Here is a 24038-nt window from a genome sequence, read left to right on the forward strand (position 1 = left end):
CGCGGCGGCCTACTCCGCGCCGACCACCTGGTCGCTGCCAGACCCGGCGTCGTCGCCGAGTCCGCCGCCCTGACCGTTCCCCGCCCCGTTAGCCGTGCCGTCCCCGTTCCCCGCCCCGGCGGCCTTGCCGTTGCCCTGGCCGTGACCCGGACCCTCGGCCCTGCCGGTGCCCTGGCCGTGATCCGAACCCTCAGCCTTGCCGTTGCCCTGGCCGTGACCCGGACCCTCGGCCCTGCCGGTGCCCTGGCCGTGATCCGAACCCTCAGCCTTGCCGTTGCCCTGGCTCTTCCCCGGCCCGTCGGCCTTGCCGTTCCCGTCGGCCTTGCCGATCCCGGTCCCCGCCCCGTCGGCCTTGCCGATCCCGTTCCCGTTGCCCTGGCCGTTGCCCTGGCCCTTGCCGTTGCCCTGACCGGTCTCCCTCGTGGTCTCCGGCTCGGCGCCGCTGGTCGCTGCGGGCCCGGCGGCCTGCTCCGCGCAGTACGCCTCGACCTGCCCCACCCCTCCGGCGGCCTCGACCAGCGGCTGGAACCCCGGGGTGAGCAGCGCCTTCTGCCGTTGCTCCGGCTTCTTCGCCAGGTAGGCCCGGCAGAGTCCGGGCGGCGGCACGCCGGGGGCCGGGGTGGCGCTGGGGGCGTCGGCACCCGGTCGCGGTGTTCCCGTCGGGGAGCCGCCCGGTCCCCCGGTGGGCGTGCCGGCGCCCGGCGGCGAGCCCGTCGGCGGCTCGGTGTCCGGGCTGGCCGTCGCCGGCGGCGGGGGCGGATCGGCGGGTATCTCCAGGGTGACGGCGGCGAAGGCGGCGCCGGCGGTCGCGGTGGCGAGCGCGCCGGCGGTCCACGCGAGCGCGCCCGCGGTGAGCCGGTGACGGCGCCGGGCGCGTCCGGCGGGGAGCGTCGGCGCGGCCCGAGCCGCCCGGAACGCCGCGACGGCGGCCTCCTCCCGGGCGAGTTCGTCCGGCCGGGCGGGGGCGGCCGCGGCGGCGAGCAGTTGCGCGAGCGGATCGGTCGGCGTGCCCTCCGGGCCGGAGCGGGACGCGTCGAGGAGCCGATCCGCCTCGTCCCGGTTCGCGGGCCGGTCGGGACGCCCGTCACTCACCGTGAATCCATTCATGTCAACCGTCCGCCGGTTCCGGACGCGGCGCCTGCCGGCACCGGTCTCCTCGGGGACGCGGCGGCACGGCCGTCTCCGGTGCCGACGTGTCAGGTTCGGGCTCCACCTCACCGGCGCGGGGTTCCACCAGCGCGGCGAGCCGCCGCAGCCCCCGGTGGGCGGCGGTACGCACCGCGCCGGCCCGGCGACCGAGCACCCGCCCGGCGCTCTCCGCGTCCAGACCGATGACCGCCCGGAGCAGGACGGCCTCCGCCTCGCGGGGTGGCAGCGTCGCGATCAGCGCGAGCGCGGCCTCCGTGCTGATGGTCTCGCCGGCCCGTTCGGCGGTATCGGCGTCACCGGCGAGCTCGCTGAGCGCCTGCACGGGCACCGGCAGCGACGGCCGGCGGCGTTGCCGGCGCAGGTGGTCCATCGCCCGGTTGCGGGCGATGGTGACCGTCCAGGCGCGGAACTCGCCGCCGGTGAAGCTGGGCAGGTCCCGGGAGACCTGCAACCAGGTCTCGGAGGCGACGTCCTCCGCGTCGGCGCCGACCAGGGCGGTCAGGTAGCGCAGCAGACCGGGTTGCAGAGTGCGGTAAAGGTGGCGGAAGGCGTCCTCGTCGCCGGCCTTCGCCGCCGCGACCGCTTCGTCGAGGTCAGTGGGCATGGCGTTCTCCGCGCGTGCGGGGGCGGCGTACGCCGTGGTCGGCACACGCGATGCCCGCCCGGTCCGTGGACCGGACCTGTTCCCGCACTTGCCCCGCCCCCCGCTGACCTGGTCGCGCCCGCCGCCGCCGTGGCGACGCCGGACCCTCCGCCACCGCGTTCGGTTGGCCGGTGGGACGCCGTGCCGACGCCACCGGACGGCGCTGAGTCGGGCTAACGCTAGGAGCGTGCCCCGGCAGCGACAAGCCAGGAAGGCACAACGAAAGGGTGACAATTGTCGGCCGTTCGCACTGGCGTGTCGCCGTAACACCGGAGAGCCCCGGGACGCTACGTGACCTCGGAAGTGTTCGTGAGCCACGGTGGGGTCACGGTCGGACCGACCACAGCGCCGATTGTCGCGTACGGTCGCGGACCGCTCTCGTACGGTCACACCTGTCGGCTGATGAACGCGGGGGCGCACCGGTCCGGGTGGGGACGCGGCGATCGACCGCCGGTAGCGCGGCGAGTGGCACGCGCGGTCACTGGGTACGGTAATCGCGTGTTGTCATCGGGCGTCGTGCTCAGCGGGCGGTACCGCCTGGACGACCGTGTCGCCACCGGCGGCATGGGTGACGTCTGGCGGGGCACCGACCTGGTCCTCGGCCGGCAGGTCGCGGTCAAGGTCCTGCTTCCCGCGCTGGTGTCCGACCCCGACTTCATCGCGCGGTTCCGGGCCGAGGCGCGGATCATGGCCGCGCTGCGGCACCCGGGCATCGTGCAGGTCTTCGACTGCGGCGAGGACGACCTGGCCGACGGCGGCCGGGCCGACTACCTGGTCATGGAGTTCGTCGACGGGGAACCGCTGTCCCGGCGCATCGAGGACGCCGGCCGGCTCGACGTCGGCGAGACGATGTCGATCATCGGCCAGGCCGCGCAGGCGCTGAACGCGGCGCACCGCCGCGGCATCGTGCACCGCGACGTGAAGCCGAGCAACCTGCTGGTCCAGGAGGACGGCTCGGTCGTCCTGGTCGACTTCGGCGTCGCCCGATCGACCAACGTGACCAGCATCACCAGCACCAACGCCGTGCCCGGCACGGCGCTCTACATGGCTCCCGAGCAGGCGGCGGGGCGCCCGGTCTCCGGCGCCACCGACATCTACGCGCTCGGCGCGGTCGCGTACTGCTGCCTGACGGGCGGGCCGCCGTTCACCGGCGACAGCCCGCTCCAGGTCGCCGTCCGGCACCTCGACGACGAGCCACCGGAGCTGCCGCCCGACATCCCGGAGGCCGTACGGGCCCTGGTCGCGCGCGCCCTCGCCAAGGACCCCGCCGACCGGTTCAGCAGCGGCGCGGCGATGGCCGAGGCGGCCCGGACGGCGGTGACCGACGGTGCTCCGCCGACCGCGATGGTCCCGACGACCCCGCTGCGCGGCGCCGGACCGGCCACCCACACCGACCTCGCCGCCGGTGCGGCGTTCGCCGGCCCGGCCCGGCCGCAGCGCCGGCGCGGTCGCCAGGCCCTGGTGGGTGCGGGCGCCGCGGTGCTGGTCGCGTTGACCGGCCTGGCGGCCGCGCTCGCCGCCACCAAGGACGCGGACGCCCCGGCCGTGAACCTGCCCACCACCGCGCCGAGCGTGACCCGCAGCGCCGAGGTCGACCTCCCCGCCGGCAATGAGAAGGTCACCACCGAGCCGGACCGCCCGGACCGGCCGGCGTCGACGCGGCCGAGCGCGACCGCCTCGGTCAGCGCCACCCCGAGCGTCCAGCCGACCGTGACGCCGAGTGTGAAGCCGCCACCCACGACGGCATCGCCGACGCCCAGCGAGAGCAGCACGAGCACGGGCCCGACGACCCCACCGCCGACGGACCCGACTCCGACGGCCACGGAGTCGACCGGCGCGACGGCCCCCTGACCGCTCCCGCTGCCAGGCCCGGCCGACTCGGGTCCCGGTCGGGTACGAGCCGACCCGTCACCTGAGGAAGGTGACGGTCGGCGGCCTGCCGGATGCCCGACAGACCCCACCAGCCTCGATTTCACCAAAACGGACGTACGGCACCAGACGGCGCTCTAGTCTCCAACCAGGTCGTTTCCACCGTCTGCCGGGAGCCCGGGTGAGCGCTGAGAAGTTGGTCGTGATCGGCCAGGGATACGTCGGACTGCCGTTGGCCATGCGGGCCGTGGAGGCCGGCCTCGATGTGGTGGGGCTCGACGTCGACGCCGACCGGGTGAAGCGCCTCTGCTCGGGTGAGTCGTTCGTCGAGGACATCCCGACCGACCGGCTCGGCCGCGCATTGAGCAGCGGCCGATACCTGCCGACCACGGAGTACACCGACGCCGAGGGCTTCGACATCTGTGTGATCACGGTGCCGACCCCCCTGCGCGACGGCACCCCGGACCTGAGCTTCGTCGAGCAGGCGGGGATCGGCATCGGCCCGTACGTGCGGCCCGGCTGCGCGGTCATCCTCGAGTCCACCACCTATCCCGGCACGACTGAGGAGCTGCTGCGCCCGTTGCTGGAGTCGGCGAGCGGGCTGCGCAGCCCCGGCGACTTCCACCTGGGCTACAGCCCGGAACGGATCGACCCGGGCAACCCGACGTGGCGGCTGGAGAACACCCCGAAGGTGGTCTCCGGTGTGGACGCGGAGTCGCTGGCCCGGGTGGACGGTTTCTACCGCCGGATCGTGGAGCGGACGGTGCCGGTCGACTCGACCCGGGTGGCCGAGCTCACCAAACTCATCGAGAACACGTTCCGCCAGGTCAACATCGCCCTGATCAACGAGCTGACGATGCTCTCGCACCACTTGGACATCGACGTGTGGCAGGCGATCGACGCGGCGGAGACCAAGCCGTTCGGGTTCCTGCCGTTCCGGCCCGGTCCGGGCGTCGGCGGGCACTGCCTGCCGATCGACCCGTGCTACCTGTCCTGGCAGGTCAAGCGGCGGCTGGGTCGGCAGTTCCGGTTCATCGAGCTGGCCAACGACGTCAACCACGAGATGCCGGAGCACGTGGCCCAGCGGGTGATGGCCGGTCTGAACCGGACCGGCAGGGCGGTCACCGGTTCCCGGCTGCTGCTGCTCGGGCTCGCGTACAAGCGCAACACCGGTGACATGCGCGACTCCCCCGCGGTCGACGTCGCCCAGCGCCTGCAGGCGCTCGGCGCGGACGTCCGCGCCGTGGAGCCGTACGCGGAGCCCCACCACATCCCCGCCGGGGTGACCGTGGTGGACCTCACCGAGCGGGAGGTCCGGGAGGCCGACGGGGTGATCGTGGTGACCGATCACGACGTCTTCGACTACGACCTCGTCACCCGGCACGCCCGCTACGTCTTCGACGCGCGCAACCGCTGCTCGGGCCCGACCGTCGAGCGGCTCTGACCGGGACGGCGCGCGCCCCCGCCCGGTCGGGCGGGGGCGCCGCGCGTTGGTCAGGGTCAGCGGGCGAGGAGTTCGTGCATCCGGCCGATCTCCACGGTCTGCTCGGTGGCGACCGAGTTGGCGAACTCGTTGAGCGTCTGGTCGGCGCCGACGGTGAGCAGGTCCGTGGCCAGCTCGATCGCGCCCTGGTGGTGCGCGGTCATCATCTGGACGAAGAGCCGGTCGAAGTCGGCCCCGTGGGTCGCCGCGAGCCGCGCCAGCGCCTCCGGTGTCTGCATGCCGCGCATGGTGCCGTGGTCGTGCCCTTCGACCTCGGCCGGCAGGTTGCGGGTCTGCAGCCAGCCACGCATGAAGCCCATCTCGGGGCCCTGGCTGGCGCGGATGCGGGCGGCGATGGCGCGGATGTCGGGGTCGGCCGCCCGGTCGGGCGCCAGCTCGGCCATCTGCAACGCCTGGGCGTGGTGCGGGATCATCATCCGCACGAACCAGACGTCCATGGAGTTGTGCGGCACCGCGCCGGTGTCGGTGATCTCCCCGGCGGCGCGGGTGGTGGCCGACTCGCCCGGCCGGCCGGGCATGATGACCGTGGCGTCGGTCGGCGCGGGGCTGGCCGTGGCGGAGGGGGTGGTGGGCGCGGCGACCGGGCGGGCCGTCCCGCCTCCGTCGTCGCCGGCGCGGACCACCGCCACGATCCCGAGCGGCAGGACGACCGCCAGTGTGACGATCGCCAGGGTCCGGACGCGCCGGCTGGTCATGGGCCACTCCCTGAGGTCGAGGTCACCGCGATGCTATCGATTCAGGAACACGCATCGATGTGAGCCCGATCACAACAATGACGATGATCGAACGGTAAGGTGTCGAGAGTCGTCACTCCCTTGCGAAGGGCCTCGCCGATGATCAGACCCTCCATGCCACGGTTACGGCGGCTCCGCGTCGTGAGCCTCGCCGCGGCCGGCCTCCTCGTCGCCAGCATCGTGGCGGCGCCACCCAGCAGCGCGCAGACCGCGCCGCAGGCGGCGCCGTCGACCACGAGCGCGACGAACACCATCCCCGGCGTTGACGAGATCGTCAGCAGCCCCAACCTGCGCCAGATCGCGAACGTGCCGAAGGTGGCGCCGCTGGACGCGACGAACAGCGACATCGCCTTCCAGGGCAAGTACGCGTTCGCCGGCAACTACAACGGCTTCGTCATCTACGACATCTCGCGGCCCAGCGCGCCCAAGGTCGTGTCCCGGGTCTTCTGCCCGGGGTCGCAGAACGACATCTCCGTCGAGGGCAACCTGCTCTTCCTCTCCACCGACTCGTCCCGCAGCGACGACTCCTGCAACAGCACCGCGCAGGGGGCGAACGTCAAGGAGTCGTGGGAGGGCATGAAGATCTTCGACATCTCCAACAAGGCCAACCCGCGCTACATCAAGTCGGTGGAGACCGCCTGCGGCTCGCACACCCACACGCTGGTGCCCGGCAAGGACCGCAAGAACGTCTACCTGTACGTCTCGTCGTACAGCCCGCGGGCCGAGTTCCCGGACTGCCAGCCGCCGCACGACTCCATCTCCATCATCAAGGTCCCGCTGAAGAAGCCGACCGACGCGGCCGTGGTGGCCACGCCGAACCTCTTCCCGGACGGTGGTTTCCCGGGCAGCGAGACCGGCTCGGCGACGACGGGGTGCCACGACATCACCGTCTACCCGAGCAAGGACCTGGCCGCCGGCGCCTGCATGGGTGACGGCATCCTGATGGACATCCGCAACCGTGAGGCGCCGCGGGTGATCAACCGGGTCCGGGACACGGTGAACTTCGCGTTCTGGCACTCGGCCACGTTCAACAACGCCGGCACCAAGGTGATCTTCACCGACGAGCTGGGCGGCGGCGGCGCGGCCACCTGCAACGAGACCATCGGGCCGGACCGGGGCGCGGACGCCATCTACGACATCACCGGTCGCGGTGACCGCCGGACGATGGTGTTCAAGAGCTACTACAAGATCCCGCGCACCAACGCCGACACCGAGAACTGCGTAGCCCACAACGGCTCGCTGATTCCGGTGCTCGGGCGCGACATCATGGTCCAGGCGTGGTACCAGGGCGGCATCTCGGTCTGGGACTTCACCGACTCGGCCAACCCGAAGGAGATCGCCTTCTGGGAGCGCGGTCCGCTCTCGGCCGACCAGTTCGTCGGCGGTGGCACGTGGTCGGCGTACTACTACAACGGCCACATCTACTCGAACGACATGGTCAAGGGCCTGGACGTCCTGAAGCTGACGGACTGGCGCACCTTGTCGGCGGAGCTGGTCCGGTTCAAGGACCTGAACGTGCAGACCCAGGGCCACTACCCGGGCCGCTAGGCACGAGCAACGGCACCACGGGCCCGGTCCCCGACGGGGGCCGGGCCCGCTCGTGTCCAAGCGACCCCGGCCGCTCGTGTCGCGGGTCAGCTCATCGGCAGGCGGTAGCGCCGCTCGCCCCCGCCCGTCGCGGTCACCAGGGTCACCTCGCCGCTGCGCAGCCCGTACGTCACCGACCAGCGGGTGTGCGCCTGCCGGACCGTGGTGAGGACCCGGTGCGCGGTGGCGGCGTCGGCCACCCCGCCCGACTCGGTGAGGGCGCGGGCGAGCAGGCCGTAGCGGCGGTCCTCGCGACGCCGCTCCTCCGGGATCCCCGCCACCGGCACGTTGGTCAGCGCCTGCCAGGCGCCGCGCCCCCGCTCGACCCGCAGCTCGCCGTCGACGAACTCGACCACGGCGGACGCGCCGGTCGCGTCGGCCACCAGGTAGTGCAGCGGCGGCCCGCCGTCGAAGTCCAGGTTGTGCGCGGTGAAGACGGCCACCGCCTGGTCCACCGTCGCCGCCCGGTCGAGCACCAACCGCAGAATCCGCACCGAACCGACGGTGGGCTTGCCGGGGTCGCGGTCGGCGCGGGCCCCGTCGTCGGCGGCGAGGCCCACCGCCAGGCCGCGCTCGTTCATCCCGTCGAAGGGCAGCAGCGGGGCGTTGAGCAGCCGACGGTCGCCCGCCGGGTCGGCGCCGACCCCGAGGTACGACAGGTCGACCAGCGAGATCGACGCGTACCCGTCGGGCGGGTCGGTGCGCAGCACCATCGCCGGGTTGGCGTCCCAGTCGAAGTTGCGGGCGAACAGCGGCCGGCTCCGGTCGCCGGCGGCGACGAACAGCGAACACCCGAACGGTGTCGCCGGGCTGGCGTCCGTGCCCGTGGTGGCGTCGTAGCGGCCCACGTACGTCATCTCGTAGAGCGGCAGGTCGTCGACCCGGCGCAGGCTGCCCAGGGTCTCGTCGACCTGCGCCGCGTCCTGCCGGGAGGCGGTCGGGGTGCCGGTGGGGCCGCCCGGCGCCGCGGCCGGCGGCGGGCGCGAGGGCGTGCAGGCGGTCAGGGTGAGCAACAGGGCCACGGTGGCGGCCGGCAAGGTCCTCCGCATATCCATGGGACGCTATGCGCCCGCCGGCGGGCTTGTCCACCCGCCGCGATCGACCGACTCCGTCCGGCTACCGAAACCGTCCGGTTGGCCGGGTCACAGTCGGCGGCCGTTGCGGACGATCCGGCCCGAGAACGTGCGAGGATCCTCCGCCGTGACCCTCGCCGCCCCGGCACCCCCCACCCCGACCGAACGTCGGCGCCGCCCACATCCGCTGGACGTGGTGGCGGTCGTCCTCGCCCTGGTCGGGGTCGGCTGCGTACTGGGCGGGCTGCTCCCCCGCGCCGACGCCGGCGCGACCCTGCACCGGATCCTGCCGCTGCTGCTCTTCCTCGGCACCGTGGTGGTGCTGGCCGAGCTGACCGCGGTCGCCGGGGTCTTCGACCTGCTCGGCGCCCGCCTGGCCAGCGCCGCCCGAGGCAGCTGGCTGCGGCTGTTCCTGCTCTGCGTGGGCTTCGCGGCGGTGACCACCGTCACGCTGAACCTGGACACCACGGCGGTGCTGCTCACCCCGGTCCTGCTGGCCCTGGCCGGCAACCTCGGCGTCGCCCCGGCCCCGCTGGCCGTGACGACCGTCTGGCTGGCCAACACGGCCAGCCTGCTGCTGCCGGTGTCCAACCTGACGAACCTGCTGGCCGCCGACCGCCTCGGGCTCGACCCGCTGGCGTTCGCCGCCCGGATGTGGCTGCCACAGCTCGCCGCGCTCGTGGTCACCGGCCTGGTGCTCTGGTTCGGATGGTGGCGCCGCTACCGGCCGCCGGGCGGGCGCTTCTCGCCGCCGCCCCGGCAGCGGCCCGCCGACCCCGTCCTGCACCGGACCGCCGTCGCCGCGTGCCTGATCTTCGTCGGCGGGGTGCTGGCCGAGGTGGAGATCGGAATCGTGTCGAGCGTCGCCGCCGCCCTGCTGCTGGCCGGTTTCGCCGTCCGCTCGCCCCGCACCCTGGGCCTGCACCTGGTGCCCTGGCGGCTGCTGGTCTTCGTCACCGGCCTCTTCCTCGTGGTGCAGACCCTCGGCCGGTGGGGTCTGGACCACCTGGTCGCCGCGCTGCTGGGCGACGGCGACGGTACGGCCGGGCTGCTGCGGGCGGGCGGCACCGGTGCGCTGCTCGCCAACGCGGTGAACAACCTGCCCGCGTACCTGGCGGGCGAGTCGGTCCTGTCGGCCGACGCCGCGCCGCGCCTGCTGGCGCTGTTGATCGGCACGAACGCCGGCCCGCTGGCCGTGCCGTGGGCGTCGCTGGCCACCCTGCTGTGGTTCGAGCGGTGCCGCAGCGCCGGGGTGGCCGTGCCGGTACGCCGGTTCCTGCTGACCGGCGGCCTGCTCGCGGTCACCGCGACTGCCGCCGCGGTCGGCACGCTGGCCCTCACCGCCTGAGCCGGCCGGGCACGAGCCGGTCGGCGCCGTACCAGGGGTGGTACGGCGCCGACCGGTTGCGGCACGGCCGCCGGGAGGGTTCCGCCGGAGGCGGCCGGTCAGCCCCGGTGCACGGCGAGCTGCAGCTCGGTGATCCCCTTCTCCGGTTCCTCGGGGCAGTAGTCGAGGTAGACCTCGCGGGCGAAACCGTCGGTGCGGTAGCCGTTCTCCTCGATCCACCTGGCGAGCACCTGCATGCTCTCCTCCACGTCGTCCATCGGGCCGTGATGGATGATCGTGGCGGCGGTGCGGACCGCCGGCAGGTCCACGACGGCGAAGTCCCGCGCGGTGGACGGGTCGACCGCCACGGTCACTCCGGCATGCACCACCACCGCCTCGTCAGCGGCGCCGGTGGCCGGCTCGTACCAGGCGATGCCCGGCCCGGTGGGCGGCACACCGGCGGCCGCCAGCCGCCGGAACAGCTCCGGGTAGAGCGGCTGGATCACCGGCCCGATGTCCGGGGTCTCGTAGCTGGCCGCGACGGCCGTCAGCTCCGCGACGCGCACCGGCGGGAGCTCTTTGAGTACGACATCCTGTGTGGTCATCCGACCCTCCGACTCGATCATCCGGAGCCTCGCCTCGACGGCCCGCAGCCGGGCGGTGTCCGCGGCCAGCGTCGCCGCCAGCTGGGAGCGGCGCAGCCGCAGCATGCCGCGCAGCTCGGCGACGTCGACGGCCTCGTCGACGATCGCCTGCACCTGCCCGAGGGTGAGGCCCAACTCCTTGAGGGCGATCACCCGGTTGAGCCGACGCAGTTGGTCCGCCCGGTAGTAGCGGTAGCCGCTGCGCGGGTCGACGGCGGCGGGGCGGAGCAGGCCGATGCTGTCGTAGTGACGCAGCATCCGCACCGACACCCGACCCAGCCTGGCGAAGTCTCCGATGGTGAACATGGTCTCCCCACGGTCGGCTCTGACACGGTGTCAGAGTCAAGCCGCGGCGCGCCAGCGTCACAGCCGGGCGCGGGGATCAGCCGGGCAGTGGGGCCTCGTCGCCTCGGGTGCGGCGCGGGCCGACCAGCCGGCGGACCATCGGCGCGGCGTTCCACCGGGCCGCGCCCACCAGGTCCCGGGCGTGCTCCAGCACGGTGTAGTCCGGCCGGGCCTGGCCCTGGGCGATCGCCCGGTCCAGGTCGTTGCCGCACCGGGTCAGCACCGTGTCGAAGTCCCGGCGGACGGGGTCGAGCAGGTGGTAGCCGAACGAGCGGTGCAGGCGGGCGAAGAACGGCTTGTAGAGCCGGGCCCGCTCGTGCAGGCCGGACGAGTAGGACATCGGGTTCTTCGGCCGGCGGAGGACGTAGTCGGGCAGCACGTCGGCGAAGGCCCGGCGGAGGATCCACTTGTCCCGCCCGTCGCGCTTCTTCAGCGACAGCGGCAGGCGCATGGCCAGCTCGACCACGCTCAGGTCGAGGAACGGCACGCGGGTCTCCACGCCGTGGCCCATGCTGGTGCGGTCGACGCGTTGCAGCTCGGTCCGGCCCAGGTTGGTGATTCGGTGCAGGAACAGGCGTTGCGCGCTCGCCGGCCCGACCTCGTGGTACATGCGGTAGCCGCCGAACAGCTCGTCCGACCCGTCGCCGGTGAGCGCCACCTTCACGCCCAGCTCCCGCAGCCGACGGAACAGCGGCACGGAGACCACCGCGTTGATGATGTCGCCGTACTCGGTCAGCTCCGACATCCGGATGGCCTCCCGGATGTCGGCGAGCCGGATGTCGCGCGGCCGCAGCTCGACCACCTCGTGCGGCACGCCGAGGTCGGCCGCGAGCCGCCGGGCGTACGCGACGTCCGGGCTGTCCGGCACGCCGACGGTCACCGCCACACAGTCCGGGTGCGTCTCCCGGACGTGCCGCAGCACGATCGAGCTGTCCAGCCCGCCGGAGAGCACCACTCCCACGGTGAGGTCGGTGTCGACCCGGGCCCGGATGCTGTCGTGCACCGACGCGCGGACGAGCAGGGCGGCCTCGTCCGGGTCGTCGATCGGGGGCGGCCCGTCGCCCAGGGCGAGCAGGTCCACGTGCGGACGCAGCCGAAGGTGACCGTCCGCATCCGCCCAGCCGTGGTGTCCGGGCGGCACCTCGCCGATCGGCACGCCGTACCCGACCAGCGCCTTCACCTCGGAGGCGAGGTGCAGACAGCCCGGCTTGCGGGTCCAGTAGAGCGGCTTCACCCCGAGCGGGTCGCGGGCCAGGTAGGCGCGGCCGGTGGCCCGCTCGACCACCACGAACGCGTACTCGCCGCGGAGCCGGGCGACCGCGTCCTCACCCCAGCGTTCGAACGCGGCCAGCACCACCTCGGTGTCCCCGTCGGTGCGGAAGACGTGGCCGTGCCGCATCAGCTCGGCGCGCAGCTCACGGTGGTTGAAGACCTCCCCGTTGTAGCAGAGGAGCCACCGCTCGTCGGCCGACGTCCAGGGCTGCACGGCCCGGTCCCGGTCCACCACCCGCAGCCGGCGGGTGCCGACGAGCAGGCCGGTCTCGTAACGGACCTCGGTGACCTCCCCGCGCGGGGCCTGGACGGCGAGCATCCGGCGGAAGACGGCGGGGTCCGCCTCGGGGCCGACACTGACGGCGATGCCGCACATGCCGTCACACCCCCATCTCGGCCTCGTACGCCCGACGCAGCCGGCGGCGGGCACTCGGGGCGACGCACAGGTGCCAGGCCTGCCCCTCGTCGACGACGTTTACCTCACCCGACTCCTGCCGGGCGAGCAGCAGCTCGGCGAGGGCGTCGCGGGCGCCGAAACGCTCGAACCAGGCCATCTCCACGTCGGCGGCGTAGCCGAGGCAGTGCCCGCTGGGCAGCATCGCCGAGTAGCCGAGCCGCCGCAGCCGGTACTGGTGTTCGGCGCTGCGGGTCAGGCTGGTCACCCAGAGCGGCGGGGTGCCGGGCGGCGCGGTCGCGGCGAACTCGCGGCCGAGGTCGTTGAGCAGCGCCACCACCTCGCGGCGGGCACGGCGGGCGAACAGCCCGGCGGTACGCGGGCTGGCGTCGGGGCGCAGCCGCCGACGGGCCGCCTGCAGTCCCCTACCGAGGAGGCTGCCCGGCTGCTGCCGGTAGCGGAACCGCAGCAGGTCGCGGCGGCGCAGCCACTCCAGGTCGACCAGGTCGGCGCTCCCCTCGACCTGCGCGTCGGTGAGGAACGGCGACGCGTCCCGCCACCACATCACGTCGATGCGGGAGAGCAGGTAGATCCGGACGAGCGCGGTCAGGTCGCGGGCGGCGCTGCGCGCGTTGGGTTGGTAGCGGGCCATCTCCAGCAGCAGGGTCTCGCGGGCGCCGAGGAAGCCTTGCGGGGTGGCGTCGAGCACGGCGGCGAGGGCCGGCTCGCGCAGCCGCTCGTCGATGAGCACCTGCCGGGCGGCGGTGCTCGGCGCGTCGGCCAGGGCACCCACCTCGACCAGCAGGTCGGCGACGGCGGCGCGGTAGGCGGCGAGGTCCGGCCCGGCCGCCCGGGCCCGACCGGCCGGCGTGGTGGGCAGGCGGCGGGCCGGCGCGGTCGGTGTGACGGGGGAACCGGGCCGACGTCCGGGGCTTCGGCTGGGCACTCGCATGATCGGTCCCCTCTCCCGTCACGACGCGCAGTCATCACGCCCTGAACACACCGTAATCGCCCGGTTCGGGAGGGGGCCGAACAATCCGCCTAACCGCCCCCGAACGGCGACGTCCGGGCGAGCGCCACCGGGAACCGGCAGGTACATCCGGCCGGGGAGGAACCGGTCAGCGGCGGTCGCTGAGCCGCTGCACCTCCGCGTACGACGGCGGCTCGCCCCCGCCGCCCGCGGCCGTACCGTTTCCGGTCGTGGACGCCGCACCCCCTGCGACGCGCAGGTCGTCCATCGTGGCCAGCGCGGCGCCGAGCGCGGCGCGGAACAGCAGGGATCCGGTGCTGATCCGGGCGACCCCGAGGCGGGCCAGCTCGGCGACGGTGGGGCCGCCGGGCCGGTGGAGCACGTTCAGCGGCGCGCCCACCTCCCGGACGAGCAGGCCGATGGTGTCGGTGTCGGGGACGCCGGGCGCGAAGAACCCGTCCGCCCCGGCGGCCCGGTAGGCCGCGGCCCGCTCCAGCGCCTGCGGCAGCGGGTCGGCCACGCCCAGCCACCAGGCGTCGGTGCGGGCGTTGACGAACAGCCGGGGCACGGCGTCCTTCACCGCCGCCACCTTGGCCGCCGCCGAGACGGTCGGGGCGAGGCTCCCGTCGGCGCGCCCGTCCTCCAGGTTGATCCCGACGACGCCGAGCCCGGCCAGCTCGGTGGCGAGGGCGGCCACCTCGGCCGGACCGTCGCTGAAGCCCGCCTCGACGTCCACGGTCAGCAGCATCGGCAGCCCGCGCAGCCGCCGGGCCAGCGCCAGCGTCTCCGAGCGGGTGGCCGCGCCGCCGTCGGGCAGGCCCGCCGCGGCGGCCACACCGAGGCTGGTGGTGCCGATCGCGGGATAGCCGCGGGCGGCGAGCGCGGCCGCTGAGGCGTGGTCCCAGGCGTTGGGCAGCAGCAGCGGCCGGTCGCCGTGGTGCAGGAGGCGGAACGCGGCGTACGGGTCGGTCATCGCGGCGTCACCTCGAGCCGGGTCGGCACCCGCAGCAGCGGGTGCGGTTCGTACCGTACCGGCCCCGGGACGCGCCGGCACCGGTCGCGCAGCACGTCCAGCACTCCCGCCGCCAGCCTCAGGGCGTGCGGCTGGCCGGGACAGCCGCGCGGCCCGGCGCCGAAGGTCAGCGCCGGCACGGTCCGGCCGGGCCGGAACACGTCCGGCTCCGCGAAGACCACCGGATCGCGGTTGGCCGCGTCGAACCGCAGCAGCAGCGGCGTACCGGCCGGCAGGTCGACGCCACCGAGCCGGACGGCGGCCGTGGTGATCCGCCGGGTGCCGCGCACCGGCGGATCCAGCCGGAGCACCTCGGCGAGCAGCTCCACCAGGTCCCCACCGGTCGCGGGCCGCTCGGCCGTGGCCAGCAGGTGCCGGGCACCGGCGCAGATCAGCCCGGCCGTCGCGTCGCACGCCTGGACCAGCAGCCCGATGCGGTTGGCCAGCGCCTCGAACGGCTCCGGCGGGGCCAGCGCCGTCAGGGCGGCGACCGCCCCGTCCGCCCGCCGCACCACCGCCGGTTCGGCCCCCGGTTGGTACGCGGCGGCGACGGCGGCCACCGCCGGCACGACGGCGTCCGGGTCCGCGAAGCCGAGTCGCACGGCCAGCAACCGCACCGGTACGCGCCGGGCGAGCGCGCTCACCACGTCAACGCGATCGTGAGCGGCGTCGAGGGCGGCGGCGGTGAGCAGCGCCGCGTGCCCGCGCAGCGCCTCCGGGTCGAGCGGGGCCAGCGCCGCGACGCCCACCGCCCGCCGGGACGGGTGGTCCGCCGGGGCGCTGAACCGGCTGACCGCGCCGCGCAGCCCGGCCAGGGTGCCCGGCAGCCCGGGCTCGGCGACGGGAACCCGGCAGGACGGGTCGACGAGCGCGGCGTGCACGTCGGCGTACCGGGTGAGGATGTGGCCGGTGCCCGGGTGCGGGTGGGATGGGCCGGCCGGTGGGGTGTCGGGGGCGGGGGCGAGGACGGGCCAGGTCGGGGTCACGCGCCGACGCTAGGCGCCGATCACTACGGTCCCCGCCGAACTGTCGCCCGGCGACCCGTCCCCGCCCGGACGGGCCGCTTGATCGACTCGACCTCCGTGATGTCGGGGTATCAGCCCGACGCGGACACCCCGACTTCCGGGAAAAGCGAGTCGTCAAGGCAGGGCCGCGCGAACACCCGCCGGGCCGGGCCCCGCGGACGGCAGGCGAACGGGGCCGCGCGAACACCCGCCGGGCCGGGCCCCGCGGACGGCAGGCGAACGGGGCCGCGCGAACACCCGCCGGGCCGGGCCGCGTGGGCGGCGGGCCGGTGGACGGGTCAGGCCCGGCCGCCGCCGGCGTTCCCGGTCACGGGCGGCGCCAGGGTCGCCGTGGGCACGCCGAGCGCGGCGGCCAGCTCGGGTGCGCCGGCCGGGGTGAGCCGGACGATCCGGCCGTCGCCCCGGGCCAGCCAGCCGAGGTCGAGCAGGCGCCCGCAGAGAGCGGCGGCGAGCGCGCCGGAGAGGTGCGGTCGGCGCTCCGTCCAGTCGAGACAGTCGCGCAGCAGCGGCCGGCGGGTGGGAGGCAGCGTCGCCACCGGCAGGCCGAGGTCGGCGCACCAGTCCAGCCCCGCCGGGGTGAGGGTGAGCCCGCCGGCCCGGTCCAGCAGGCCCCGGTCGAGCAGGGTGTCGTGGACCAGCACGCCGAGCCGGCCGGCGAGGTGGTCGTAGCAGGTCCGGGCGTACGCCAGGGCGGCGGTGGCCCGCGCGACGCGCAACGACCGGGCCGGTGCGGGCTCGGGGACCACCCGGCCGGCCAGGTCCTCGATCAGCTGGGCCACGGACGGGTCGGCCAGCCGCAGGTAGCGGTGGCGCCCCTGCCGTTCCTGCGCCAACAGACCGCCGTCGACCAGCCGGCTGAGGTGGTCGCTCGCGGTGGACGCCGCGACGCCGGCCGCGCGGGCCAGCTCCCCAGCGGTCCAGGCCCGCCCGTCGAGCAGGGCGAGGCAGATCCGGGCCCGGGTGGTGTCGGCCAGCAGGGCGGCGAGCTGGGCGAGGGCCGGCGCGTCGGCGGTCGTCGGGTGCATCCGCCCATGCTGGCACGGCGACGGTTCGGCCCCCGCCGATGCGGGGTCGGTGCGGCTCGCCCGCCCCGCCGCACTCTTTACAACGTTGTATTCAACCTTGTAGAAGTGGACGGGAAACGCCACACCACCCACGGCATCCCCACCCGAGGCAGGTCTCATGGGACATCTCCGCCGCGGCGGCGCGCTCGCCGCCGCACTCGGTCTGCTGTTGACGGCCGCGCTCCCCGCCGCAGCCCACGCCAGCCCGACCGGTGCCGGCCCCGCAGACGCCGACGCCGCCACCGCCGCGCCCGGCAGGGCCACCCGCTACGCCAACCCGATCTCCGTCGGCGTCGGCGACACCTTCGCCGACCCGGTGATCGTGCGCGGTGACGACGGCTACTGGTACGCGTACGGCACCACCGACCCGCTGCGCGAGGGTGAGAAGCAGTTCCACCGGGTGCCCACCGCCCGCTCGGCCGACCTGGTCGACTGGACGTACGTCGGGGACGCCTTCGGCCCCGACCAGCGCCCGGCGTACGCGGCGCCCGGCGCGGCCTTCTGGGCCCCGGACGTGCGCCGGGTCGGCGACCGGTACGTCATGTACGTGACCGTCACCGACACCACCGTCTCGCCCGAGGGCAGCGACTACGCCATCGGCGCGGCGACCGCGCCCACCCCGACCGGCCCGTGGACGTTCGTCGACCAGCCGGTCGTCGCGCCGCGCCCCGGCGGGGGCGGCGGCTTCCTGTGGACGATCGACCCGAGCCACTTCACCGACGTCGACGGGACCGGCTACCTCTACTACGGCAGCTACTACGGCGGCGTCTCCGTCACCGCGCTCTCCCCCGACGGCCTGCGGGCGGTCGGCGACCCGACGCTGGTGGCGATCGACAACAAGTTCGAGGGCAGCTACGTGCTGCGCCACGACGGCTACTACTACCTCTTCGCCTCGACCGCGAACTGCTGCGCCGGCCCGGCCACCGGCTACTCCGTCCAGGTGGGCCGGGCGACCAGCCCGCGCGGGCCGTTCCTGGACCGCGACGGGATCGCGTTGACCGCGTCCCGGGCCGGTGGCACGCCGGTGCTCACGCAGAACGGCAACCGCTGGATCGGCACCGGACACAACGGCTTCCTCACCGACCTGTCCGGGCAGGACTGGATCGTCTACCACGCCATCGACCGGGCCGACCCCTACCTGGACGAGCCGTTCGGCATCAACGAGCGCCCGATGCTGCTGGACCGTCTGGACTGGATCGGCGGCTGGCCCACCGTCAACGCCGGCACGGGCCCGTCGGAAGGCACCCGAGCGGCGCCGGTCACCACCGGCGCCCTGGACGAGCGCTTCGACGCCGGCGTCGCCGGCTGGCGACGGGTCACCGGCGACTGGCGGACCACCGGCGGCCGGCTCACCGGCACCGGCGCGCTCACCAGTCGTACGACCGTCGGCGGCGACGTGCGGGCGGAGGCCGACCTGCGGCTCACCGGCGCGACCAGCGCCGGCCTCACCCTCGCCGACCGGGTCGAGGTCCGCGTCGACGCGGCGGCCGGGCGGCTGGTCGCCCGCGACGGCGGCCGCACGGCCAACGCCCCGCTGCCCGCCGACTTCACCGCCGCCGACCGGCACAACCTGGCCGTCGAGGTACGCGGGCGGCACCTCGTCGCCGAGCTGAGCCCGGCGCGGCTGGGCGACCAACTGGCCGTGGTGACGCTGCGGCTGGACCGGCCGGTGACCGGCCGGCTCACGCTGGACGCGACCGGCGGGCCCGCCGAGTTCGACAACGTCAGCGCGGTCCGGCTGTACCAGCCGGCGCGCAACACCGCCCCCGAGCCGCGCGTCGGCGCGCCGCTGCCGGCCTGGTCCGACGAGTTCACCGGCGGGCTCGACCCGGCCTGGAGCTGGGTACGCCCCGACCCGGCGGCGACGGTGACGGGTGGCGCGCTGCGCTGGCCGGTGCAGGACACCGACCTCACCGGCACCGGCAACACCGCCGGGGTGCTGCTGCGCGACGCCCCGGCCGGGGACTACGTGGTCGAGACGAAGGTGACCCTGGACCTCGGCGAGGAGACGGTCCGCAACTACCAGCAGGCGGGCCTGGTCGCCTACGTCGACGACGACCGCTTCGCCCGGCTGGCCCAGGTGGCGATCTGGAACACCCGGCAGGTGGAGTACGGCTACGAGCTGCCCTTCGCCGGCCAGCCGGTGTACGGCGGCACCATCGTGGGCACCCCGGCCCGCACGACGTGGCTGCGCCTGGCGCACCACGTGGACCGGGCGACCGGCGAGCACGAGTTCCGGGCCGGGTCCAGCCGCGACGGGGTGACCTGGACGTGGGGCGGCGTCTGGACGTTCCCGGCCGGCACGACGCCGCGGATCGGTCTGGTCGCGCACGGCGGCGCCCAGCCGGCGGTCACCGCCGAGTTCGACTACCTGCGCTTCTACCGCTGAGCGCCGGTCGGGCTCCCGGTCAGCGGACCGGGGGCCCGATCGGCGCCACCGACCGTTCGACGCTGTCGTAGCTGCGGGCGGCGACGAACTCCCCCGCCGGCCGCCCGGCCCCGACGATCGCCCGGGCCAGCCCCGGGTCCGCGCTGCGGAAGCGCAGCGCCAGGCTCAGGTGCGGATTCCACCGCTGCGGCGCGTGCCACGGGTTGCGCCCGTCCGCGTCACCGAGGATCCGCCACACCGCGCGGTGCAGCGCCACCAGCGCCGGGTCCGGGTCGACCAGCCACACCAGCGGCGCGCTGCCGTCGAGGACGGCCACCTCGCCGAGCCGCGCCGGCAGCGGCAGCGCGTCGGCGACCAGCGCGCCGAGCCGGGCCACCGCGCCCGGCGGGAACTCGTCCACCGCGGCGAGGGTCAGGTGTGGCCGGTTGCTGGGGTGGGTGTTGCGGGCCAGGCTGGGCAGGCCCGCCCCGGCCAGCCGGTCCCAGGCGGCCCGGACCGTGGCGTCCAGCTCCGCCGAGCAGACCAGTTCGACCGTACGCACCGACCCACGCTAGTCGCACGGTTCGCCGGTGACGGTCAGAGCCAGCCGTTCTCCCGCGCGGTACGCACCGCGTGCGCCCGGTCGGCCGCGCCGAGCTTCTGCACGGCGGCGGCGAGGTGGTTACGGACGGTGCCGGCGGCGAGATGGACCCGCCGGGCGATCACCGCGACCGGCACGCCCAGCTCCGCGAGCCGCAGCGTCTCCAGTTCCCGGGGGGTCAGCGGGCACGCGGGCAGGGTGAGCGCGTCGGCGGCCAGCGACGGGTCGACGTACCGGCCGCCGGCGTGGACCCGGCGGATCACGTCGGCGAGCGCCCCACCCGGCGCGCCCTTCGGTAGGAAGCCCGCTGCGCCGGCCGTCAGCGCCTGCCGCAGGTGGGCCGGGCGACCATGCCCGGTCAGCAGCACCACCGCGCAGTCGGGTCGGACCCGGGCCAGCTCGGCGGCCACCTCGATCCCGGTCAGCCCGGGCATCTCCAGGTCGACCACCGCCACGTCCGGCCGGTGCGCCAGCGCCGCGGTGACCGCCGCCGGCCCGTCGGCCGCCTGCGCCACCACCTCCAGGTCGGGTTCGAGCCCCAGCAGGGCGGCCAGGGCCACCCGGACGAGGTCCTCGTCGTCGGCGAGCAGGACCCGGATCACGGGGCCACCGGCACGATCGCCTCAAGGGTGAACAGGTTCTCCTCCCGTCGCACGTGCAGCCGCCCGCCCGCCGCGCCGAGCCGGTCGGCCAGGCCGCGCAGGCCGCTGCTGCGGGCGTCCGGGCCCCCGTCGTCGGCGCCGTCGTTGGTCACGGTCATCCTGGCCATCCCGTCCTCCCGGACGAACTCGATCCGGCACCAGCCGGCCCGGCTGTGCCGCAGCACGTTCGTGCCGGCCTCGCGCAGCACCGCGGCCAGGTCGCTCGCCGCCGCGGCGGGCAGGTCGTCCGCCGGTGGCAGGACCGTGCACCGCACACCGCACGAGCGCAGCACCCCGGCGACGGCGGCGAGCTGGTCACCCAGGTCGACCGCGCGGTAGCCGTGGACGGCCTCCCGCACCTCGGCCAGCGCCGCGACGGCCAGCCCCTGCACCTCGGCGGCCTCCCGCCCGGCGCGTTCGGCGTCGACCTCGGCGAGACGGGCGGCGAGCTCCGCCTTCAACGCGATGACGGTGAGGCTGTGGCCCAGCACGTCGTGCACGTCGCGGGCGAACCGCAGCCGCTCCTCCGCGGCGGCGAGCCGGGCCTGCGCCGCCTGCCCCGCCCGCGCCTCCACCAGCAGGTCCCAGAACCACACCTGGAGCCCGTTGACCAGGGCGACGCCGACGCCGACCCCGGCGGTCACCGCGACGAAGCGCCACACCTGCCCACCGGTCCACACCGCCACCCCGACCGTGGCGGCGAGCGTCACCCCGGAGACCACCAGCGCGGCCGGCAGCCGGACCAGCAGCGGGGCCATCCCGATCAGGGAGGCGCCGAGCCACGCCCAGGTGGGCCAGCCGCCCGCGGCGACCGGGCCGACCAGCGGGACGGTCAGCAGCGCCACCACCCCCAGGCACCACTGCGCGCGGTGACGCCACCGCTGCGCCAGCCACGGCGTGACCGCCGCGTACAGCACGGCGGCCTGGCTGGCGGCGAACGCGCCGATGCCCACCGCGCCCAGCGCGACGCGCGTCGGGTCGTCCTCCCGGGCGAGGCCGACCAGCGGCAGGAGCAGGCTGGCCCAGATGCCGGTGGCGAGCGAGAAGAGGGTGGCGGCCCGGGCACGGCGCAACCGCCGGTCCGCCCGGGGCTCCACCACCTGCGCCACGCCCCGATCCTAGGCGCGCCGCCGCCCGGTCCACCCCTGTGGAATGTCACGGGTGGACCGTGCGATCCGCACGCCGAACCCGTGACGGACGAGCCTGTTCCGTCCCGTCGTACGGCGGCAGGGTCGAGGGCATGACAGCCACGTCGACGCCCCACCGGGTGTCCCCCGCTCCCCCGTCGGCCCCGCACCCGGGCGGCCTCCGTCACCTGCTGCGGCACCTCGGCGAGATGACGCTGGCGATGGCCGCCGGGATGCTGCTGCTCGCCCCGCTGTGGCGGATCGCCGGCGCCCCGCTCGGGCTCACCGCCGTCCTCGCCCGGCCGGACGTGGCCGCGCTGGTGATGGCGACCAACACGACCGTCGGCATGACGGTGTGGATGCGCCACCGCCGGCACTCCCGGACGGCGTGCGCCGAGATGGCCGCCGCCATGTACGTCCCGTACCTACTGCTGCTCGTGCCCTACTGGGCGGGTCGGCTGGCCGCCGACACGCTGATGCTCGGCGGGCACCTGCTCATGGTCCCGGCGATGGTCCTGGTGGCGCTGTGGCACCGGCACGACGCCGCCGCGCCGGCACCACGGCGGCACCCGCTGGTCGCGACGCTGCGGCACGGCTGGCCGGCTGGGACGCCGTCCACCACCCGTGCGACGAGGTGGTGCCGCGCGGGTACGCGCAGTGGTGCGCGGTCCTCGACGCGGTGCTCGGCGTCACCGTCGTCCTGGCCCTCCTCACCGCCTGACCGACGGGCCGGGTCCGCCGCCGGCACGGGGGTGGCGGGCGACCCGGCCGGGGCCGGAACCGGCCGGTCGAGACGCTCGCGGCGACCGGCGGGCCGGCGGGTTGCCGGTCGCCTCGGCGGGCCGGCGGCGGTGATGAAAGGCTTGCGACATGAGTTCGGCACCTGACAACACCCACCCCACCGACGACGGCACCGACGAGGCGACCGGCTTCGCGGAGCTCGGGCTGCGCGACGAGCTGCTCGGCGCGCTGTCCGCCCTGGGCTACGAGGAGCCCACGCCCATCCAGCGGGAGGCGATCCCTCCCCTGCTGGCCGGGCAGGACCTGCTGGGGCAGGCGGCCACCGGCACCGGCAAGACGGCGGCGTTCGCGCTGCCGCTGTTGCAGCGGATGCCGGCGCGCGGCGAGACCACCGACCCGGTGGCGCTGGTGCTGGTGCCGACCCGGGAGCTGGCGGTGCAGGTGTCGGAGGCGTTCCACCGTTACGGCCGGGAGCTGGGCGCCCGGGTGCTGCCGATCTACGGCGGGCAGCCGATCGGCCGCCAGCTGCGGGCGCTCGACGCCGGGGTGGACGTGGTGGTCGCCACGCCGGGCCGGGCGCTGGACCACATCGCCCGGGGCACGCTGCGGCTGGGCGCGCTGGCCACGGTGGTGCTGGACGAGGCCGACGAGATGCTGGACATGGGCTTCGCCGAGGACATCGAGGCGATCCTGGAGCACGCCCCGGACGAGCGGCAGACGGTGCTCTTCTCGGCCACCATGCCGTCCCGGATCGACGGGATGGCCCGCCAGCACCTGACCGACCCGGTCCGCATCCAGATCGAGCGGGAGCAGCCGGTCGCCGGGGAGGCGCCCCGGGTGCGGCAGAGCGCGTACATCGTCGCGCGGGCGCACAAGCCGGCCGCCCTGGGCCGGGTGCTGGACGTGGAGTCGCCGACGGCGGCGATCGTGTTCTGCCGCAGCCGGGAGGAGGTGGACCGGCTGACCGAGACGATGAACGGCCGGGGCTACCGCGCGGAGGCGCTGCACGGCGGGATGAGCCAGGAGCAGCGGGACCGGGTGATGGGGCGGCTGCGGGCGGGCACGGCGGACCTGCTGGTCGCCACCGACGTCGCCGCCCGGGGCCTCGACGTCGAGCAGCTCACCCACGTGGTCAACTACGACGTGCCGTCGGCGCCCGAGTCGTACGTGCACCGGATCGGCCGGGTGGGCCGCGCCGGCCGCGAGGGGGTGGCGATCACCCTCGCCGAGCCGCGCGAGCACCGGATGCTCAAGACGATCGAGCGGGTGACCGGGCAGCGGATCGCGATCGACAAGATCCCGACCGTGGCGGACCTGCGCACCCGGCGGCTGGAGCTGACCCAGGCGGCGCTGCGGGAGAGCCTGCTGGAGGACGATCTGGAGTCGTTCCGGGTGATCGTGGAGTCGCTCACCGACGAGTTCGACCTGATGGAGGTGGCTCTCGCGGCGGTGAAGCTGGCCCACGAGACGACCTCGCCGGGCGCGGACGACGACGAGGAGGAGATCCCGCAGATCCCGCTGCGCGGCCCCCGCGAGGGGCGGCCGGAGGGCCGGGGCGAGCGGCGGCCGGGTGGCCGGCCCCGCGCCGGTGGCACCACCCAGGTGTTCGTGGGGTTGGGTCGGCGGGCCGGGGTGCGCCCGCAGGACCTGGTGGGCGCGATCACCGGCGAGACCCGGGTCAGTGGCCGGGACATCGGCTCGATCGAGATCGCGGACCGGTTCTCGCTGATCGAGGTCCCCTACGCCGTCGCCGACGAGGTGATCGCCGGGCTGCGGGGCAGCACCATCAAGGGCCGCAAGGCGACCGTACGACGTGACCGTGACGGCGACGACCAGGACCGGCGTACCCGCTCCTCGGACCGCCCGTACGACGGTGGCGGGCGACGGTTCGACGGTGGTGGCCGGCGCTTCGACGGCGACCGGCGGGACCGCCGCGACCGCTGACCGA

General features: G+C 75.1%; 20 protein-coding genes. 7 read left to right on the forward strand and 13 right to left on the reverse strand.

What is annotated here, in order from left to right; translation table 11 throughout:
* Window positions 1-9: 9 nt before the first annotated feature.
* Both ACIBTV_RS22020 and ACIBTV_RS22025 read right to left on the reverse strand, forming a co-directional pair.
* The gene (locus ACIBTV_RS22020; RefSeq protein WP_396707559.1) at window positions 10-1092 is read right to left on the reverse strand and encodes a hypothetical protein; all 1083 of its coding nucleotides are present in this window, start codon (window positions 1090-1092) and stop codon (window positions 10-12) included.
* Window positions 1093-1108: 16 nt separating this feature from the next.
* On the reverse strand, window positions 1109-1753 hold the full coding sequence (locus tag ACIBTV_RS22025) for an RNA polymerase sigma factor (protein ID WP_396707560.1): 645 nt from the start codon (window positions 1751-1753) through the stop codon (window positions 1109-1111).
* Window positions 1754-2290: 537 nt separating this feature from the next.
* On the opposite strand from ACIBTV_RS22025, the gene ACIBTV_RS22030 reads away from it, so the two are divergent.
* Entirely contained in the window at window positions 2291-3643 is a 1353-nt protein-coding gene (locus ACIBTV_RS22030) for a serine/threonine-protein kinase (RefSeq protein WP_396707562.1), read from the forward strand.
* Window positions 3644-3842: 199 nt separating this feature from the next.
* Entirely contained in the window at window positions 3843-5105 is a 1263-nt protein-coding gene (locus ACIBTV_RS22035) for a nucleotide sugar dehydrogenase (RefSeq protein WP_396707564.1), read from the forward strand.
* A 56-nt stretch (window positions 5106-5161) separates the two neighbouring features.
* Here the strand turns inward: ACIBTV_RS22035 and ACIBTV_RS22040 are convergent, their stop codons facing one another.
* Window positions 5162-5860 carry a DUF305 domain-containing protein gene (locus ACIBTV_RS22040; protein ID WP_396707566.1) on the reverse strand — a complete coding sequence of 233 codons (699 nt, stop codon included), beginning with the start codon at window positions 5858-5860 and terminating at the stop codon, window positions 5162-5164.
* 138 nt (window positions 5861-5998) lie between these two features.
* On the opposite strand from ACIBTV_RS22040, the gene ACIBTV_RS22045 reads away from it, so the two are divergent.
* Window positions 5999-7447 (forward strand): LVIVD repeat-containing protein, encoded by a 1449-nt coding sequence (locus tag ACIBTV_RS22045; RefSeq protein WP_396707568.1) that lies wholly within the window; start codon window positions 5999-6001, stop codon window positions 7445-7447.
* An 86-nt stretch (window positions 7448-7533) separates the two neighbouring features.
* Here ACIBTV_RS22045 and ACIBTV_RS22050 read toward each other — a convergent pair whose 3' ends face one another.
* Window positions 7534-8535, reverse strand: a complete 1002-nt coding sequence (locus ACIBTV_RS22050) for a linear amide C-N hydrolase (protein WP_396707569.1) — start codon at window positions 8533-8535, stop codon at window positions 7534-7536.
* A 151-nt stretch (window positions 8536-8686) separates the two neighbouring features.
* Here ACIBTV_RS22050 and ACIBTV_RS22055 point away from each other — a divergent pair, with 151 nt between their 5' ends.
* Entirely contained in the window at window positions 8687-9907 is a 1221-nt protein-coding gene (locus ACIBTV_RS22055) for an SLC13 family permease (RefSeq protein WP_396707571.1), read from the forward strand.
* A gap of 98 nt (window positions 9908-10005) precedes the next feature.
* Here ACIBTV_RS22055 and ACIBTV_RS22060 read toward each other — a convergent pair whose 3' ends face one another.
* The 6 genes from ACIBTV_RS22060 to ACIBTV_RS22085 form a co-directional block, all read right to left on the reverse strand.
* Complete coding sequence (locus tag ACIBTV_RS22060) at window positions 10006-10836, reverse strand: MerR family transcriptional regulator (protein ID WP_396707573.1); 831 nt, start codon at window positions 10834-10836, stop codon at window positions 10006-10008.
* Window positions 10837-10912: 76 nt separating this feature from the next.
* The gene (locus ACIBTV_RS22065) at window positions 10913-12523 is read right to left on the reverse strand and encodes an asparagine synthetase B family protein (RefSeq protein ID WP_396707575.1); all 1611 of its coding nucleotides are present in this window, start codon (window positions 12521-12523) and stop codon (window positions 10913-10915) included.
* A gap of 4 nt (window positions 12524-12527) precedes the next feature.
* Window positions 12528-13493: a hypothetical protein gene (locus tag ACIBTV_RS22070; RefSeq protein ID WP_396707577.1), complete on the reverse strand. Its 966-nt coding sequence runs from the start codon at window positions 13491-13493 to the stop codon at window positions 12528-12530.
* Between the two features lie 166 nt (window positions 13494-13659).
* A complete protein-coding gene (locus ACIBTV_RS22075; protein WP_396707579.1) occupies window positions 13660-14484 on the reverse strand; it encodes an isocitrate lyase/phosphoenolpyruvate mutase family protein in 825 nt (274 codons plus the stop codon).
* A complete protein-coding gene (locus ACIBTV_RS22080) occupies window positions 14481-15509 on the reverse strand; it encodes a cytochrome P450 (protein WP_396707580.1) in 1029 nt (342 codons plus the stop codon). The genes ACIBTV_RS22075 and ACIBTV_RS22080 overlap by 4 nt, the downstream gene beginning before the upstream one ends.
* A 317-nt stretch (window positions 15510-15826) precedes the next feature.
* Window positions 15827-16573, reverse strand: a complete 747-nt coding sequence (locus ACIBTV_RS22085; RefSeq protein ID WP_396707582.1) for an ArsR/SmtB family transcription factor — start codon at window positions 16571-16573, stop codon at window positions 15827-15829.
* Window positions 16574-16730: 157 nt separating this feature from the next.
* Between ACIBTV_RS22085 and ACIBTV_RS22090 the strand changes: the two genes are divergently transcribed.
* On the forward strand, window positions 16731-19001 hold the full coding sequence (locus ACIBTV_RS22090) for a family 43 glycosylhydrolase (RefSeq protein ID WP_396707584.1): 2271 nt from the start codon (window positions 16731-16733) through the stop codon (window positions 18999-19001).
* Window positions 19002-19020: 19 nt separating this feature from the next.
* On the opposite strand, the gene ACIBTV_RS22095 is transcribed toward ACIBTV_RS22090, so the two are convergent.
* The 3 genes from ACIBTV_RS22095 to ACIBTV_RS22105 are packed head-to-tail and all read right to left on the reverse strand — an operon-like array spanning window position 19021 to window position 21331.
* Window positions 19021-19542 carry a 2'-5' RNA ligase family protein gene (locus ACIBTV_RS22095; protein WP_396707586.1) on the reverse strand — a complete coding sequence of 174 codons (522 nt, stop codon included), beginning with the start codon at window positions 19540-19542 and terminating at the stop codon, window positions 19021-19023.
* A gap of 35 nt (window positions 19543-19577) precedes the next feature.
* Window positions 19578-20183, reverse strand: a complete 606-nt coding sequence (locus ACIBTV_RS22100) for a response regulator (protein WP_396707588.1) — start codon at window positions 20181-20183, stop codon at window positions 19578-19580.
* Window positions 20180-21331: a sensor histidine kinase gene (locus ACIBTV_RS22105; protein WP_396707590.1), complete on the reverse strand. Its 1152-nt coding sequence runs from the start codon at window positions 21329-21331 to the stop codon at window positions 20180-20182. Before ACIBTV_RS22105 ends, ACIBTV_RS22100 begins: the two co-directional genes overlap by 4 nt.
* 131 nt (window positions 21332-21462) lie before the next feature.
* Here ACIBTV_RS22105 and ACIBTV_RS22110 point away from each other — a divergent pair, with 131 nt between their 5' ends.
* Both ACIBTV_RS22110 and ACIBTV_RS22115 read left to right on the forward strand, forming a co-directional pair.
* Window positions 21463-22236, forward strand: a complete 774-nt coding sequence (locus tag ACIBTV_RS22110) for a hypothetical protein (protein ID WP_396707592.1) — start codon at window positions 21463-21465, stop codon at window positions 22234-22236.
* Window positions 22220-24034, forward strand: a complete 1815-nt coding sequence (locus tag ACIBTV_RS22115; RefSeq protein WP_396707593.1) for a DEAD/DEAH box helicase — start codon at window positions 22220-22222, stop codon at window positions 24032-24034. The genes ACIBTV_RS22110 and ACIBTV_RS22115 overlap by 17 nt, the downstream gene beginning before the upstream one ends.
* Window positions 24035-24038 lie beyond the last annotated feature (4 nt).

Origin of the sequence: Micromonospora sp. NPDC049366 (assembly GCF_044466625.1) — a bacterium.
Classification (GTDB): Bacteria; Actinomycetota; Actinomycetes; order Mycobacteriales; family Micromonosporaceae; genus Micromonospora.